This window comes from Leeuwenhoekiella aequorea, assembly GCF_004104375.1.
Taxonomy (GTDB): domain Bacteria; phylum Bacteroidota; class Bacteroidia; order Flavobacteriales; family Flavobacteriaceae; genus Leeuwenhoekiella; species Leeuwenhoekiella aequorea.
Genome location: NZ_QOVM01000003.1, coordinates 98,352 through 114,813, shown reverse-complemented (window position 1 = coordinate 114,813; position 16,462 = coordinate 98,352). Strand labels below are relative to the sequence as shown.

Below are 16,462 nucleotides of genomic sequence, written 5' to 3'. Positions count from 1 at the left end.
AAAAGATCTTTGTTGAATCAATTTAATTAGAACAATCAATCATGATTAGAAATATAAAATCAATTTTCACTTTAAGTTTAATTCTGGGAGCAGCAAGCTTTGCGCAGGCTCAGGATAAAGATAATTTAGGGACCGAAGTCGTAAATGTTGTTAAGCCTTACACTCCAGAGATAGGTGATGCATTTAAAATTAAAGCTACACCAGCATTAAACGACTCTGTAAATACGGCTAAGAAAAAAGTTACCTACGGTATATTCAGCGTACCCGTAGCTTCAACATTTGCTCCTGCAAAAGGTAAGGCTACAGCAGTAAAGAAAGCCAAACCTATAAAGTTATATGATAACTATGTGACACTGGGTTTTGGTACGTACACCAGTGCGCTTGCAGAACTATATACCAATTTTGAGATCGATAGAAACTCAAATTTTGGGATCTATCTAAATCATAATTCGTCTCAGGGAGGAATCGAAGATGTGGTTCTTGATGACAAATTCTATGATACAGACTTAAATTTAAACTACAGTTCTCGTACAAACAACTTTAACTGGCGTACAGATTTAGATCTAGGACATCAATTATATAACTGGTATGGTCTGGATGCTCAAGTTGCGCAAACCCAGTCTATAGTTCAATTTATAGACCCTTCTCATAGTTTTTATAATGCGGGATTAAGTGGTTCTATAGAATTTAATGAAGGATTTTTTGAAGGCGCTTCTGCTGAGGTAGGATATTTTGGAGACTCTTTTGAATCTAGTGAAATACGTGCAGTTGTGGCACCAGATTTTATGGTTCCTATTGCTAAGCAGAAATTAAGTTTAGATTTGAAATTAGATTATGTAAACGGAAACTTTGACCGAAACTTTAATAATTCTGAATCTTTAGAGTACAGCCATTTAATCTTAGGAGCAAATCCAAGTATTCAAATATTAAAAGAAGATCTTACTTTAGACCTTGGGGTAAATGTTGCAGCAGATTTTGATCCTAATGCTTCAAAAACCGATGTAAAAGTTTATCCTAGTGTTCGTGCTTCGTATCGTTTAGTTGATGAATACTTTATTATATACGGTGGTCTAGAAGGAGACCTTAAGCAAAATACCTATCAAGATCTGGCAACAGAAAATCCATTCATCTCACCTACTTTAGATACAATTTCTCCTACAGATCAGAAATTTGATTTATATGCGGGAATAAAAGGAAAACTAAGTAGTGCTATGAGTTATAATTTAAGAGCCAGCTACTTATCTCAGGATAATAGACTTTTAATTAAAAATAACCCAAGATCTGCAGATGCGGCAAATGCTTCGGCTGCGGAAGGTTATCAGTTTGGAAATTCATTTGGGATTGTAAATGATGATTTACGTACGCTTTCGTTATTTGGAGAACTAAACTTTGATGTAAACAGCAATTTAAAAATGCGTGTTAACGGAGAAGTTTTTAGCTATGAGACCGAATTTTCAGAAGAGGCTTGGAATTTACCCGATTTTAAAGCATCATTTTTTGCAGACTACCAGATAGATAAAAACTGGTTTGCGGGGATTACGCTATTCTACGTAGGGGAGCGAAAAGATCAAGAGAGTGTTATGACAAGTACAGTACAAAATACTCTTGCGGTTGAAACTCTAGAAAGTTATTTTGATGCAAACGCGCACGTGGGATACCGCTTTAGTGATCAACTATCTTTTTTCGCACGCGTAAATAATGCTCTAGGAAATAATTACGAACGTTATATTAATTATCCTGTACAAGGAATACAAGGTATGGCCGGTGCAACTTACCGATTTGACTGGTAGCTTTTATGCAGCATTTAAAACAAAGAAATCTCCTCAACAGGGAGATTTTTTTGTTTTAAAATATGTCTAGTTAATTTGTACTTTCGCTGAAAATTTAATGTTATGCGTATTTTTCTGTTAGGCTTATTAAGTCTGTTTTTTGTAATTAGTTGTAAAAACGAAACTGCTAATAAAGAGGAAGTTGATTTACTGGTGATCAATGCTCAGGTTTATACCGTAGACTCAGAATTTTCTAAAGCACAAGCATTTGCTGTGCGTGATGGAAAATTTATAGCTGTAGGAGCCACAGATTCACTACTTGCAAAATATACAGCAAAAGAAACTTTAGATGCTAAAGGAAAAACGATATTACCTGGATTAATTGATGCGCATTGCCACTTTTTTAGATTTGGGCAATCGTTACAAAATGTTGACCTCGTAGGCACAGAGAGCTTTGATGAGGTTGTAGAACGCGTTGTTGCTTTTCAAAAGGAAAATCCTTCAGAATTTATTTATGGTAGAGGCTGGGATCAAAATGACTGGGAACTAAAAGAGTTTCCAAACAAAGCAAAGCTAGATTCGTTATTTCCGGATACACCAGTTGCACTTCAGCGCATAGATGGTCACGCACTTTTAGTAAATCAAAAAGCACTTGATCTGGCAAATATTAATGCATCTACCAAAACTGAAGGTGGAGAAATAATGCGTGAAGGCAATCGTCTTACTGGTATACTCATCGACAATCCTATGGATTTGATTACAGCAATTATGCCGCAAATGACACGTAATCAAAAAGTAAAAGCTTTACAAGATGCGCAGCAATACTGTTTTGATTATGGGTTGACCACGGTAAATGATGCAGGTCTGGATAAAAATACGATTCTGCTTATAGATAGCTTACAGCAAGCTGGTGGTCTGGATATGCGTATGTATGCGATGATAAGTAACACGCCTGAGGATGTAAATTATTTTCTAAATAGTGGCATTCTAAAAACAGATAAAATGAATGTACGCTCTGTAAAAGTTTATGGCGATGGCGCTTTAGGATCTCGTGGAGCTGCTTTACGATTACCGTATTCTGATCGTGCAGATCATTATGGTGCTCTAGTGACACCGGTAGATAGTATGTACAATCTTGCGCAGAAACTGGCGAAAACTAATTTTCAAATGAATACGCACGCGATTGGAGACTCTGCAAATACTGTGATTTTAAAAGCCTATACCGAAGCTTTAAAAGGACAGTCCGATAAGCGCTGGAAGATTGAACATGCACAGATAATAGCACAGGAGGACTTTGATTATTTTGATGATAATATTATTCCATCTGTACAACCTACTCACGCCACCAGTGATATGTACTGGGCAAAAGATAGATTAGGAGAACGCAGAATGAAAGGAGCTTATGCTTACAAAAAACTACTTCAAGAATCTGGCGTAATAGCACTTGGCACAGATTTTCCTGTAGAACAGGTAAGTCCGTTTTACACATTTTACGCTGCTGTAGTACGTAAAGATTTAAAGCAGTATCCTGAGAATGGTTTTCAAATGAAAGATGCTTTAACGCGTGAAGAAACATTGCGTGGGATGACAATCTGGGCAGCCTATTCTAATTTTGAAGATCAAGAAAAAGGAAGTATAGAAGTCGGTAAGTTTGCAGATTTTATTCTTATGGATGAAGATATTATGACTGTTGCCGAAGATTTAATTCCGAATCTAAAAGTAAGCCAAACATGGTTAGGCGGTAAGAAGGTAAAATAGATTATAATGAAATTAAAATAAAAGCACCCTTTTGATAATCAAAAGGGTGCTTTTATTTTAAAGCTATGCGACAGACTAAATAACGTTATTATGAGTTTTGTTGATGTAGTATTTAAAATAAAATATACACAGGAGCAGGAGCACTTACTTGAGCAACATAAGTAAGTAAACCGGTTTCTGAATCTCTTTTGTAAGAAACAAGATTATTACCGTTTTGATTTGCAGCAACAATAAATTTCTCGTCTGGTGTAATCTGAAAATTACGTGGATCTTTACCTCGTGTTGGTTCGTTTGCTAAAAGCTTTAAGCCGCCATTCTCTAATACCTCAAGAATTGCGATGCTGTCGTTACCACGATTAGAAGCATAGACGAACTTCCCATCTTGAGAGATATGAATATCTGCCGCTTTAGAAAAGTCTTTAAAGTCTTCTGGAAGAATACTGGTGTTGTTTAAAACCGTATAATTTCCATCTTTATTCTCAATTTGGCTTATAGTATTATTGAGTTCATTAAGAACATACACGTAATTTTTAGTTGGGTGAAATACTAAATGTCGAGGACCTGCTCCCGGTTCAAAATCTAATTTCTGAGTAGGGTTGGGGTCGAGTTTATTAGTTTCGGTATTAATTGAAGAAAACCATAATTGATTAGTTCCTAAATCTACAGATATAATTCCGCTACCATCTGGAATAAACCAAGATGAGTGTGCGTGCGGGCCTTCCTGACGGTCTGTAGTTCCTTTGCCTATATGTTGCTCCAGATCTAGTAATTCACTTAATTTACCGTCTTCGTTCAGTTTTAATAAACCTACATTGCCACCGCTATAATTAGCAACTAAGACATAATCTTGATTATTTGTAGTTACGTAACAAGGATGTGCTCCCCCGGTATTGCTTGAATTTATTTGCACTAGCGTATCGCCGTTAACCTGAAATGATTCTATTGTGCCGGGGTCATTTTCATTAACGGCCAGCAAAATATCTTTATTCTTATTAAATGCAAGGAATGACGGGTTTGAGGCTTTGGCTGCCAGAACAGGCTCGGTAAAGCTACCATCTTCTTTTAATGCTAATTTATAGATGCCTTTACTCGTTCCATCAGTATACGTGCCAATGTAAAATGAGGTGTCTTTGTTTTCGCTTGTGGTGGATTGAGTCACGGAAGTTTCGGTTTTTGTTTCGGTATTTTTACAAGATATAATGCTGAACAAACTCAAAGCAAATACGATTGTTTTCATATAAAGGGATATTTCTGGTTTGATTTTCCGCTTATGCGAAATCTAAAATTACTGTATTTCTTTAGCCTTACGCAGCAGTAAGAATAAAAAGCAAAAAAAATCCCAATACAGGTATCGGGATTTAAGAGTTATGCAAATTATTCAGCTTTATTGGGGTACCAGTCTAGCATAATTACTTCGGTATCAATATCTGCAGCATCGACCAGATTTTTAAATTTATCGGTATCGCTTAATCCATCCTGACCTCTAAAATGGTACGGATAAACTTGTTTAGGAGCAAAAGCAATCACACCATCTGCAGCACGTTCTACAGTCATAGTGTAAGGTAAATTCATACAAACAAAAGCTTTGTCGATATCTTTAAGATTGCGCATTTCTGGAATGTCTTCTGTATCTCCAGAGAAATAAACACGCATATCGTCTTTTTCAATAACGTACCCATTACCGCGGCCTTTAGTATGAAATTGTTTTGCTTCTTCTCTCAGGTTATACATAGGTATAGCAGTAAGCTCATAACCATCCCAAGATTTAGTTTCGTCATTGGCAATAGGTGTCACTCTATTTTTAAGATCGGTTTTTAAAGCGTCAATTACAGCCTGAGGAGCATAAATGGTAGTTGTAGAATCTGCGACAGCATTGAGAGTCTCTTCATTTAAATGATCTCCGTGAATATCTGTTACCAGAATTATATTAGGTTTAGGTTGCCCTTCAAAGGCAGCTTCGCCTCCTACAGGATCTATGTAGAATACAGCATCGCCAAAATCAAATACAGCCGTTGCATGTTCAATAGGAGTGATGTTAAATTCAGTTTCTACCGCAGTGGAATCTGTTGTTACTGCCATCTCATCCATATTTGAGTTAGCATCTGATTTGTTTTCATTTTTACAACTAAATATTAATGTAGCTGTTAACACTGTAAGTACTAATTTTCTCATTTTCAGTTTTTTTTAAATATTGTTTAGTAAAGAAAGCAAGAAATAGGCAATAGTCTTACTAAAGAAATTGTAAAGCTTAAAGTTTAATCTGCATTTTTATATCTGCACGTAAATACGGATTAGGCTGCTCTAACGGAATTTCTTTAAAACCAAATTTATGGTATAGGTAAATGGCATTTTCAAGTTTTTTACTTGAATATAGAATTAAAGAATCAAGACCTTTTTTCTTAGCAAAATCGATGGTAAACTGAAGTAATTGCTGACCTATTTTTTGACCTCTGTAATTAGAATCTACAGCCATTTTAGTTAATTCAAAAACACCATTTTCGTCGGGCATCAGTGCCACAACACCCACAACGTTACCCTCTAATTTAGCAATTAGGATATCTCCGCCGGTGTTAATTATATATTTTGCCGGATTGCTTAACACATTCTGGTCGTGTTGCTCTACGGTAAAAAACTGTTCTAGCCAGTGAATATTTAGCGCTTTAAATGCTGCTGCATATTCTGGTTTATAGGTGTCAAAATTCACAAATAATTATTTTAATTAGATCGCAAAGTTATGACACCTACTGGTAATATTAATAAGCAATCAAGCAGTATTTGCGAGGGTCAAATTCTCTTTTTTAAGGTTGGTTTTTGTAAATTAGATTTTTAATAAAAATTGAATCCATGACCAATTCTAAATACGGAAAAAATACAATATGTACACACGTGGGTGAAGTGGAAGATACCCAGTTTAAGGGAGCCATATCACCATTATATATGTCAACTTCTTACGCGTATGAAGATGTGGATGTAAAACGTTACCCGCGATATTTTAATACGCCTAATCAAGAAATGCTAGGAAAAAAAATAGCAGCTCTTGAAGGTACAGAAGCAGGGATGATTTTTGGCAGCGGTATGGCTGCTGTGAGCACAGCCTTGTTAGCATTTCTAAATACCGGCGATCATATAGTTCTGCAAAAAACACTCTATGGCGGTACGTTTAATTTAGTCGAAGAGGAATTCTCAAAAATGGGGATAGAATATACGTTTACTGAGGGTCTTGCCCGTGAGGATTTTGAAAACGCAATAAAATCAAACACAAAGGTTTTATATATTGAGACGCCATCAAATCCGTTAATGACTATAACCGATATGCAAATGATTGCCGAGGTAGCAAAAGCTAAGGGAATAGTAACGATGATTGACAACACCTTTGCATCACCGGTAAATCAAAATCCGGCTGCCTATGGGATCGATATAATTTTGCATAGTGCTACTAAATATATGGGTGGGCATAGTGATATTCTAGCAGGAGCAGTAGCCGCATCTAATGCACATATAGAGCAAATTTGGCATAAAGCTAAAAATTTGGGCGGCAGCTTGAGCGACTTTAGTGTGTGGATGCTTGAACGCAGTTTGAAAACACTTGTTTTGCGCGTAAAACAACAAAATAAAAACGCTAAGAAGTTGGCAAAGTGGTTAGAGACTAATGAACATATTAAAGCAGTGTATTATCCAGGATTGAAATCTCATCCCGATTATGATTTGGCAAAATCACAGATGAGCGGTTTTGGAGGTATGCTTTCTTTTGAGTTAGCAGACGAATTAAATACAGCTACATTTCTACAAGAATTAAAGCTAATAAAGCCTTCCATGAGTCTGGCAGGAGTAGAGTCTACCATTTTATCTCCCACAAAAACCTCACACGCTTTGTTAAGTGCAGAAGAGCGTAAACATCAGGGGATAAATGATGGTTTGCTGCGGTTTTCTGTAGGTATTGAAGACAGAAAAGATCTAATTTCAGATTTAGAACAAGCGCTAGAAAAAGTGGTGAAAGATAGTTTGAATTTCAGTATTTAGATTTTAAGAATGCTGGTTGGATTTTAGAATAAGCAAGAAGTAGTTATCTTCAGAAATCTAGTAACTAGAAGATATCGTAGGAAGTTTGGCAGGTTTCAATAAGAAGGTTAGTTTCTGAGATCTGTTACGACTTAATGAAATTATAAAAGCAAACTTTTGAAATTAGATATATTAGCCATAGGTGCACATCCCGATGACGTAGAGTTGTCTTGTTCTGGTGTATTGGCAAAAGAAATTAGCCGCGGAAAGAAATGTGGTATTCTCGATCTTACGCGAGGCGAGTTAGGAACACGTGGCTCTGCAGAAATTAGAGATCAAGAGGCAGCTGCAGCTGCCGAAATTTTAGGGTTAAGCATTCGTGAGAATATAGCACTAGCAGATGGTTTTTTTGCTAATGATAAAGATTCGCAACTGCGTATCATTGAGATTTTAAGAAAATACCGACCTGAAATTGTATTGTGTAACGCTATAGATGATAGGCATATTGATCACGGTAAGGGAAGTAAGCTTACAAGTGATGCTTGCTTTTTAAGCGGATTAAAAAAGATTGAAACAACCTTAGACGGGAAATCTCAGGAAGCCTGGCGACCTAAACAAGTTTATCATTATATACAATGGAAAAATTTGAAGCCAGACGTGGTAGTTGATATTAGCGGTTTTATGGATGTAAAAATGAAATCTGTACTTGCCTATAGATCGCAATTTTATGATCCTAACACTGGAGAAGACAATACACCCATTAGTAGTAAAAACTTTCAGGAAAGTATTAAATACAGAGCTCAGGATCTAGGAAGACTAATAGGAACAGAATATGCAGAGGGTTTTACAACAGAACGTTATCCCGCTGTGGACTCTATATTCGATTTGATTTAATTTTTTTACAATAATGTATTGCGCATATTAGGTATTTGCCTTACATTTGCACCCGCATAAATCGCTAGCGAATTATGTTTTTATATGGTGGTTGTAGCTCAGTTGGTTAGAGCGCCTGATTGTGGTTCAGGAGGTCGTCGGTTCGAGACCGATCTTCCACCCGGAAGTAAAAATCCTTGCAGAAATGCAGGGATTTTTTCGTTATAGTTATTCCTAAAAATGCATCACAAATACTTGAAGGTACTTCTGCTGATTTGCTATAACATCTTAAGCGTAAGTTTTAAAGATCTTTATTCGAATGCTAATTAATTCCTGCATTTACACACTCTCTTACCGGCATTTTTTGCGTTAGATTCGGTCCAGGTGGTTATACCTGATGTACATCTTGATAATGCCGAATGGGATTTAGTAGGGTGGTAAATAGTACTCTTTCCACATACATAAACTGTGGTAGATGCTTCTGATCGCACATTCCCATTTGTACCGGTAAAACTTACAAAGAGACAAGTCGTAAATAAGAAGATTAAATTTTTAATTTTCATAGTAGGCTAAGCGTTAATTCATTTTTTTAAATTCTTTTGCGTGCGTAAAATAAAGCACGTAAATAAAGCTAAATATTTTGAATACTAATTACTTAGTGACAAAAATAAGTTGATCCTATTTTGAACAATTTCTTATTTTCAGTTATGCTTAATCACCGAAAATTTAACTTCTTTAAAAAATTTAGTGGTTGGAATTTAACTATTCATTAAGATATTCTAAGGTATTAACCATCTCAAACTTTGGACTTCGATTTATGAATTCCCTTAAAAAAGCAGTATGTGCGGTTCCCATTATGATAAATACTCGATCTTTTTTAATCATAGGAATTCTATTGAGATTAGTATAAATCTTCATATTTCTGTGATAGAACAATGCCGCATTATCGGCCCCTTCAAAACCGTCTTCTATACCCACATATAATAACTAGTCTGCATTTGTTGTAATGGAGTAGTCGAGATAAACCGGTTCATTAATCAATTTAAATTTTTCTAATAAAGAGAGATTGTCAGAATTAGCTTCGCGTTTTGCTAAGGCAGGAAATTCTTTAAAAGGTTCATTTGTAAGTTGTAAGTAGGTAGCAGGATCTACAGCGTTTTTTAAATCTGGACTGTTTTCAATAAAATCTCCTACACTATAATTATATCCCATATGATTGTCAATACCATAAATTGAATCGACTTCACTTAGTCTTCCTATTTCAAAACCTATCATACTACTCTCTCCATATTTAGAAGTTAGGTTTATGGGATTTTTGAGATATTCTTGATAAGCTGCGTTAATTTCAGTATTGTATTCCGGTAAATTTTCAATACATATTATAGTGGGTTTGAAACGCGCCAATAATTTAGAAATAGTTCTAATCTCTTGCTGTGCAGCTTCTGTACTTTCATCAAACTCCGTTTTATGTGCATCAGGAGTATCTCCAAAATGAAAACTACCAACGTTTAGAACTTGAATTTTCTCACTTTCAGAAGTATCCGTTTTCTCCTTATTCTTTTCTAAAGGTTTGTTTTCTGTACAACAGATAAAAAAAACACATAAAAGAAATATCATTTGTTTCACATAATCAGATTTCACCATTTTTAATAGTTTAATTCGCTGATTAATATACGCTTATTCTTGTTTTAATTTTAAAATAATAGGAGGTTGATGTAAGTTGGAGGATAGTATAGCTTACGCTTCCTGTAAAGATTTTCCTGTTTTCTAAAACCTTTTGTTTGCTACAGAGCAAAAAGCTTATCTCAATATTTGTATATCATAACAAGGCTAAGAATGCGCTACTTTTTACGAAGGTCAAATCCTAGATTGAGCTGTATCATTAATGGCCAGACATTGCCGTTACCATTGGTGTCAAAATAATATTGAGGGCCTATGTCAACTAATAAATGGAAATTTTCACCATATTTTCTTTGAATTCCCCAGGTAGGACCTACGGCAAAATCAAAATCTGAAGTACGCGATACATTTTCTGCTATAGAGTTTCCACGTGTTATAAATCGTAGCGCTACAAAATTACCCGAATTGTTATCAATGGTTTTGTTTTTACTTATGCGCTTGTTTAGATTATAAAACCATTTTTGCTGTATATCTACAAACGGACTTATAATATATATGAATCCATTTCCGCCATAAGTTAAATCGGGATAGCCACCATTATAACCAATTCCTATAGCTGATGAAAATGTCGAATATTCCCCAGTAGGTAACTCTAATTCTGTTGCTGGATTTAAAAAATTAACTCGCCAAACTTTTTCGGTATTTACAGTGATTGTTTCCTGCGCATAAAATGGTGTAAAAGATAAAATAAGTAATAAACTAAGTAGTGATTTTTTCATATTGACAAATGCATATTTTAGCACGTTAGTGTATATGCAAAGTAAGTCATACCTCTGGAAAAAAAATAAAATTGATTTTAACTTAATTTATTTTTACGATAATGATATGTAAACTATAAATAGATTACATACCATAAATATTTAAAGAACTTTGTTTTCCTCTTAACTGAACACTGCCCAAATATTCTATCGACTCTATACTGGTCCTTTGGTTCTTTATATAAGTTTCAGAAACGACAATATTTTTTTTATGTATGTGGCAATGCTCTAAAAGTCTTGAAGTCGTATTCAGAACATCACCGTGGTATGCCATTTCTTTATAATTTTGCCCACCTATTATGGTTGCTGATACAGCACCCATATGAACCGCGGCCTTAAATTTTGGAATTACGTTAAAGTGCTTTAAGTACTCCCTTTTACTATGATAGAAATGTTTTTCAACAATTTCAAATATTTTAAAAGCCTTATTATTCAAATCGTTCTTAGATTTCCAGGTAAATACAATTTCGTCACCTACAAATTGATATATTTCTATATCTATTTGTTGTAATCCCTTAAGAATATCTCTAAAGCAATTATTTAATAAACTACTATATTTTAAATGTCCCAGCTCCTCTGCTAATTGTGTAGAATTGTTGAGATCTAAAAACATAAAAACTCTATATTCTTCAATTGGAGTTTCGTATTTTCCAGTGATGTAATTAAGTAAGACTGGCTGACCAAATAATTCCCTTAAATGCTTTAAGAATGAAAGTATTGCACTAAAAGAAAATAAATATATTGTAAATAACAAAAATAAGTCTGTTTGAAATAATGTTACGACAACATCAAGTGCTTCAGTAAAAGTATATTCAGTGAACAGAATATCGTATGTTATATTAACAATAATAATATTTAGTAGAGTTAATGCTGAAACACCAATGATCCAGAAAATTCGTTTCTTCCAAATGCTTAACGAAGGTAGTTTTCTTGAGACAATTTTTTCAAATCCTAAAATGGCTAAACCTTGAAATAGGGCAACACAACTTGTTTTTAAATAATAATATTCTTTATCAAAAGGAATAATATGAGAAGGATGAATAACTAGATCTTCTAATCCTGCGAATCTAGAATATATAAAAGCACAGGCTACTAAAATTAAAAATACTACAAACAAGATATCTTCTAGTAGTGCTTTTTTATTCATCTCTTATATTTTAACACAATTAACTTTTTCCAATATTCGGTAATTGTAGTTGATTAGTTACATACAAATACGTAGCTTCTTTTTGCTGATAATTTGCAAATGCAGAAATAAAATCGCTATCAGCCTCTTGTTTTGTCTTTTGAGCATCCAGTAAATCTGTAATGTTATTTAAGCCGCTATCATAATTATCGCGTTGTGTTTTGAGATTCTCTTCAGCATAAATTAATTTATCTTCAGCAAATTGTATTTGTTTATATGCATTTTGGAGGTCATACCAACTTTTCATAATACTTAATGTAAGTTGATCTTTACCATCATTAAATTTATTTTCTGCAATTTCTATATCAATCTTACTTTGTAGCAATTGTTTTTTCTCGCCACCCCACCAGGCAGAGATTGGAATTGAAAGTGTTGCAAAAGCAATGGGTTGCACTCCAATGTTGAAGTCATAATTAAATGAATCAAACGTTGAAGCATTAATACCCACGGCAAATTGAGGTAACAAATCTGCTTTTTCATTTTCAACTTTTAATTGCGAGGCGTTAACTTGTTTTTCTAGAAGGCGGTATCTGTTATTATTAAGTAAGTCTAGTTCGGGGTTTTTATATTTCAAACTAGGAGCTATTACTTGTAAATCAGATTTATTTAAAGCCACTAAGCTGGTATCGTAGGTAATTCCTGTATAAACGGCCAAATCAAGAAGAGCAATTTTACGTTTATTTGAAAGTTCATTTTCTTTTAATAAAAGACTGCTTTTTTCCACTTTAACCTGTAACAGCTGGTTTTTAGCAATAAGACCTGCATCTAATAAGTCCTGCTGTTGCTTTAAAAGGTTGGCAAGGTAAATCTTACTAGCATTAATAGTTTTTTGCTGCTCTTGAAGTGCGATTAATTGCCAAAACTTTGTTTCTGTAGTGAGAATAACAGAATCAATAGCTTCTTCAGTAGCTAGTTCACGGCTTTCAAGTTGAATTTGTGCAAGTTTATTGGCCAGTCTTATTTTTCCTCCCGCATAAATTGCTTGTGTTGCTGTTGCACCAAGTGAATAGATGTTATCTATTCCATTTGGGAGAGTTTGTGGAATAGGCGGTACGAGATCGTTAAAACCATACAACGCAAACCCGGAAGCTTCAATTTCAGGAAAATATTTTGAATATGCTTCCTGTCTTGCAAATTCAGCTTTTTCTGCGCGTAAAACACCATTTTTAATTGTATTGCTATACTCTAGCGCAGATTTTTTCAAGTCTTCAAGCTTAATATTTTTTTCTTGAGCATTCCCAGTTAAAGTGGTTAGAAAAAATAAAATACCTATAATCTTATATATCGAATGATTTGTAGTGATCATCTATCTATTTATTTAATGTTTTTAATTCTTCGGTAGAATTTTCATTGGGCACAGTATCATCATTTCTAAAAAATAACCAGTAGAGTACGGGCAATACAAAAAGTGTAAGTACCATCGATACTAGCAGGCCAAAGGCGATTACTGTACCTAAAGGTCCCCAAAGACTAGATCTGCTAATTATCATTGGAGTAACGCCTACTGCTGCAGCAGACGATGTTAAAAAGATGGGACGCATTCTACGCTGTGCAGAGGTGATCGCCGCTTCAAGCACATTCTTTCCATGGTGTTGGCGTAACTCATCTGCATAGTCAATAAGTATGATGCCATTTCTAACTACGATACCGCAGAGAGCAAGAATTCCTAAAAAGGAAGTAAAGCCAAAAGGATATTGCATAAGTAATAATCCTAATGCTGCACCCAGAATGCTTAATGGCATAGTAATAAAACTAAGCGCCGCGTGCTTAATAGATTTGAAATGCCATATCAGAATTAAAATAATTAGTAAAACACTTATTAGTAAGGAAATACCCATAGGTAATAAATTCTCTTCAGATAATTCGTGCTCCCCACCATAATTAATTCTAATGTGATCAGGTATGTCTAAGGTATCAATTTTAGGAGTGATTATTGCCTGAACTACGTTTGCAACTGCTCCTTTTTCAATATCGACACGTATAGTTAAGCAGCGCATCCCGTTACGATGTACAATTTGATCTTGTTCCCAATCTGGAGTAATATCTGCTACCTGTTTTAAAGGTATAACCGCACCTGTAGTTGGCGCTATAATCGAGAGCTGCATCAGATCAGAAACACTCTGATTAGTTTGATTTTCAGATTTGATTTTTATATTTATGGCGTAATCATCTTCATAAATCTGGGTGGCTTGTAAACCTTCCATATTCATGGCAATGGTGTTCCCTATATCTTCTTTAGTAAGTCCGGTCTGGGCTGCCTGTTTTTCTTTAATATCTATACTTACCGTTGTATATAGTTCGCCAAAATTGCTTCTGCTCCATATTGTTTGAGGTGTCTTGCGGGCTATATCAATAATCTGATCGCCATATTTTTTTAATTCTGAAATGTCACTACCATAAAGTCTTATTTCAATAGGAGCCGGTTTGCCTACCATATTAAGTTGCTTCATTCGCAGATATGCATTCGGAAACATTTCAGAATACTTTAAATCATATTCTTTTAAAACTTCTTCTGTAGCCTCATTTGAAGCTGTGGTAACTAAAATTTGCGCATAATTTTTTGCAGGCAAATTAGGGGCATAAACCATGTGAAAACGCGGTGAGCTTTCACCTATAAAACTGGTATAATCAAGAATCCTTTCATCTTCTGCAAGCACTTTCTCGAATGCTTTCACAACAGACGCTGTTTCCTCCAGATTACTACCATCACTAAGGTTTACTTCAACTGCAAATTGATTTCTTTCAACAATAGGAAACAATTCTTGGCTTACATTTGAAAAGAGAAACATTCCCAGTAGGATAGAAGCAATACCCATAAATACAGTAATCTTGTAATGCTTCATTGCCTTCTCAACACTTTTGTTGAAAAATTCCTGTAACTTATCTAGTAGTGATTTTTTCTTCTCTTTTTCATTTTGAGATTCTTCAGAATGAAGTCCTTTTTTGATAAATACCGTATTTAGAAATGGTACAAGAAGTATTGAAATTGCCAGCGAAAGGAATAAAGCTATTGAGATCGTGAATGGAAATGTGCTCAAAAAGTCTTTTGCTGTTCCAGTCATAAAAAACATAAGTGGAAAGAATGTTGCTGAAATGGCCAACGTTGCGGTAAATACTGAAGGGAATAATTCTACCGCACTATGATATGCTGCTTCCCATCGGGTCTCCCCTTCATCTAGCTTTTCTACATAATTATCTATTACCACTATGGGATCGTCAACCACAATACCTAATACTACAATCAGGGCTGCAAGAGTAACCGTATTAAGCTCCATACCCAATAAATACATAACAGCGAGTGTGGCGCAAATCGTTATAGGAATGGTAGCTGCTGCTAAGGATGCTACGCGAAAGGGTAACAGTAATATACAGACTATAATAACTCCTAAAAGTGCATAGCCAAACTCTTTTAGAAAGTGACTAATTGAATGATCTACTACTACAGGTTGATCTGCAATGGTTTTAACTTCAATATCACTTGGTAAATTTTCTTTAATACGATCTAGATGTTCTGTAATCTCTTCTCCAAACTGCACAATATTATTGCCTTTAGCCATTTCTAAAGTAATAATCATTGCTTTGGTTCCTCCAGTTTCAATATAGGAATCAGGGTCCTCATATTCGCGTTTAACATGAGCAATATCGCTTAAGCGAATAACGTTACCATTTTCCTCAGATTTGACGATGTGTTGTGCTACATCGGTAACATTGTTTAAAAATGCCTCTAAGTGTATAGGACGGTCAAAATGCTCACTTTCTAATGTACCACCTGGCAATATAGTACCTCGAGTTTGCAAACTTTGTCTTAGCATTGCCGGACTAATCGCGTATTGCGCTAATTTATTTTGATCTACAGATACGGTTATTTGTTCGGTTAGACCACCAGAATATGTGATTTTAGCCATATCCTCAATCTGTCTTAAATCATCAATAATATCCTCTACGTGTAATTGTAAATCTTTATAAGGACGTGTATCAGATTGAACAGATAAGATCATAGCTGCCGTATTTCCAAAATCACTATTTACAGCAACTCCTCGAACTCCTTTAGGCAATGACTGTTGCTGAAAAACAAAAAGATTATTCTTTAGCTTATTCCAAAATTGCTGTGTCTCATCCTTACTAATTCTATTTGAAATTTCTAAGTAGATATAACTCATTCCGTTTTTTGAATAGGAATAAGTTTTTGTCTTATCAACTTCATTAAAAGTAAAAAGATATTCTTCTAATCTTGATGTAAGTTGGGTCTCAACTTCTTCTGCATTTGCTCCGGGAAATGAACCTATTACAAGACCTGTACGAGTAGTAAAGTCTGGGAACTCATTTCGAGACATATTAAAAAGTCCGATGAGGCCAATAATTAACAATGTAAATGCTAGCGCTATGGGGAACGCTTTGTATTTCATTCCCCATTCTATAAGGTTGCCTTTCTTTTTCAT

Annotated in this window: 12 protein-coding genes, 1 tRNA gene and 1 pseudogene; 5 read left to right on the top strand and 9 right to left on the bottom strand. The window is 34.9% G+C overall.

Translation table 11 applies throughout. The annotated features are described in order from the left end of the window. Nucleotides 1-41: 41 nt before the first annotated feature. Both DSM00_RS07920 and DSM00_RS07915 read left to right on the top strand, forming a co-directional pair. Nucleotides 42-1,790, top strand: coding sequence for a TonB-dependent receptor (locus DSM00_RS07920; RefSeq protein WP_128757504.1), 1,749 nt, complete (start codon nt 42-44; stop codon nt 1,788-1,790). Between the two features lie 102 nt (nt 1,791-1,892). Next, on the top strand, nt 1,893-3,527 hold the full coding sequence (locus DSM00_RS07915; protein WP_128757503.1) for an amidohydrolase: 1,635 nt from the start codon (nt 1,893-1,895) through the stop codon (nt 3,525-3,527). Between the two features lie 112 nt (nt 3,528-3,639). Here the strand turns inward: DSM00_RS07915 and DSM00_RS07910 are convergent, their stop codons facing one another. The 3 genes from DSM00_RS07910 to DSM00_RS07900 all read right to left on the bottom strand — a co-directional run bounded on the left by DSM00_RS07910 (nt 3,640) and on the right by DSM00_RS07900 (nt 6,231). Beyond that, entirely contained in the window at nt 3,640-4,764 is a 1,125-nt protein-coding gene (locus DSM00_RS07910; RefSeq protein ID WP_128757502.1) for a lactonase family protein, read from the bottom strand. A gap of 137 nt (nt 4,765-4,901) precedes the next feature. Next, nucleotides 4,902-5,699 (bottom strand): MBL fold metallo-hydrolase, encoded by a 798-nt coding sequence (locus DSM00_RS07905; RefSeq protein WP_128757501.1) that lies wholly within the window; start codon nt 5,697-5,699, stop codon nt 4,902-4,904. Nucleotides 5,700-5,775: 76 nt separating this feature from the next. After that, complete coding sequence (locus DSM00_RS07900; protein WP_128757500.1) at nt 5,776-6,231, bottom strand: GNAT family N-acetyltransferase; 456 nt, start codon at nt 6,229-6,231, stop codon at nt 5,776-5,778. Nucleotides 6,232-6,371: 140 nt separating this feature from the next. Here DSM00_RS07900 and DSM00_RS07895 point away from each other — a divergent pair, with 140 nt between their 5' ends. From DSM00_RS07895 to DSM00_RS07885, 3 genes are all read left to right on the top strand, one after another. Next, nucleotides 6,372-7,547 (top strand): trans-sulfuration enzyme family protein, encoded by a 1,176-nt coding sequence (locus tag DSM00_RS07895; protein ID WP_128757499.1) that lies wholly within the window; start codon nt 6,372-6,374, stop codon nt 7,545-7,547. 156 nt (nt 7,548-7,703) lie between these two features. After that, complete coding sequence (bshB1, locus tag DSM00_RS07890; RefSeq protein WP_128757498.1) at nt 7,704-8,420, top strand: bacillithiol biosynthesis deacetylase BshB1; 717 nt, start codon at nt 7,704-7,706, stop codon at nt 8,418-8,420. 86 nt (nt 8,421-8,506) lie between these two features. Next, nucleotides 8,507-8,582 (top strand) — tRNA-His (locus DSM00_RS07885). A 143-nt stretch (nt 8,583-8,725) separates the two neighbouring features. Here DSM00_RS07885 and DSM00_RS07880 read toward each other — a convergent pair. From DSM00_RS07880 to DSM00_RS07850, 6 genes and pseudogenes are all read right to left on the bottom strand, one after another. Further along, the gene (locus DSM00_RS07880) at nt 8,726-8,962 is read right to left on the bottom strand and encodes a hypothetical protein (protein ID WP_128757497.1); all 237 of its coding nucleotides are present in this window, start codon (nt 8,960-8,962) and stop codon (nt 8,726-8,728) included. Nucleotides 8,963-9,161: 199 nt separating this feature from the next. Further along, a pseudogene (locus DSM00_RS07870) lies at nt 9,162-10,016 on the bottom strand (DUF5694 domain-containing protein). 224 nt (nt 10,017-10,240) lie between these two features. Continuing rightward, entirely contained in the window at nt 10,241-10,798 is a 558-nt protein-coding gene (locus tag DSM00_RS07865) for a hypothetical protein (protein ID WP_128757494.1), read from the bottom strand. Nucleotides 10,799-10,922: 124 nt separating this feature from the next. After that, complete coding sequence (locus tag DSM00_RS07860) at nt 10,923-11,984, bottom strand: adenylate/guanylate cyclase domain-containing protein (RefSeq protein WP_128757493.1); 1,062 nt, start codon at nt 11,982-11,984, stop codon at nt 10,923-10,925. Nucleotides 11,985-12,003: 19 nt separating this feature from the next. After that, on the bottom strand, nt 12,004-13,329 hold the full coding sequence (locus DSM00_RS07855; protein WP_241652375.1) for a TolC family protein: 1,326 nt from the start codon (nt 13,327-13,329) through the stop codon (nt 12,004-12,006). Nucleotides 13,330-13,333: 4 nt separating this feature from the next. Beyond that, complete coding sequence (locus tag DSM00_RS07850; protein ID WP_128757492.1) at nt 13,334-16,462, bottom strand: efflux RND transporter permease subunit; 3,129 nt, start codon at nt 16,460-16,462, stop codon at nt 13,334-13,336.

What these genes read in the sequence shown, in the direction of transcription:
- DSM00_RS07920 (WP_128757504.1), top strand. Translation starts at nt 42, where the DNA reads ATGATTAGAAATATAAAATCAATTTTCACTTTAAGTTTAATTCTGGGA.
- DSM00_RS07915 (WP_128757503.1), top strand. Translation starts at nt 1,893, where the DNA reads ATGCGTATTTTTCTGTTAGGCTTATTAAGTCTGTTTTTTGTAATTAGT.
- DSM00_RS07910 (WP_128757502.1), bottom strand. Translation starts at nt 4,764, where the DNA reads ATGAAAACAATCGTATTTGCTTTGAGTTTGTTCAGCATTATATCTTGT.
- DSM00_RS07905 (WP_128757501.1), bottom strand. Translation starts at nt 5,699, where the DNA reads ATGAGAAAATTAGTACTTACAGTGTTAACAGCTACATTAATATTTAGT.
- DSM00_RS07895 (WP_128757499.1), top strand. Translation starts at nt 6,372, where the DNA reads ATGACCAATTCTAAATACGGAAAAAATACAATATGTACACACGTGGGT.
- DSM00_RS07880 (WP_128757497.1), bottom strand. Translation starts at nt 8,962, where the DNA reads ATGAAAATTAAAAATTTAATCTTCTTATTTACGACTTGTCTCTTTGTA.
- DSM00_RS07865 (WP_128757494.1), bottom strand. Translation starts at nt 10,798, where the DNA reads ATGAAAAAATCACTACTTAGTTTATTACTTATTTTATCTTTTACACCA.
- DSM00_RS07860 (WP_128757493.1), bottom strand. Translation starts at nt 11,984, where the DNA reads ATGAATAAAAAAGCACTACTAGAAGATATCTTGTTTGTAGTATTTTTA.
- DSM00_RS07855 (WP_241652375.1), bottom strand. Translation starts at nt 13,329, where the DNA reads ATGATCACTACAAATCATTCGATATATAAGATTATAGGTATTTTATTT.
- DSM00_RS07850 (WP_128757492.1), bottom strand. Translation starts at nt 16,462, where the DNA reads ATGAAAAAGAAAGGCAACCTTATAGAATGGGGAATGAAATACAAAGCG.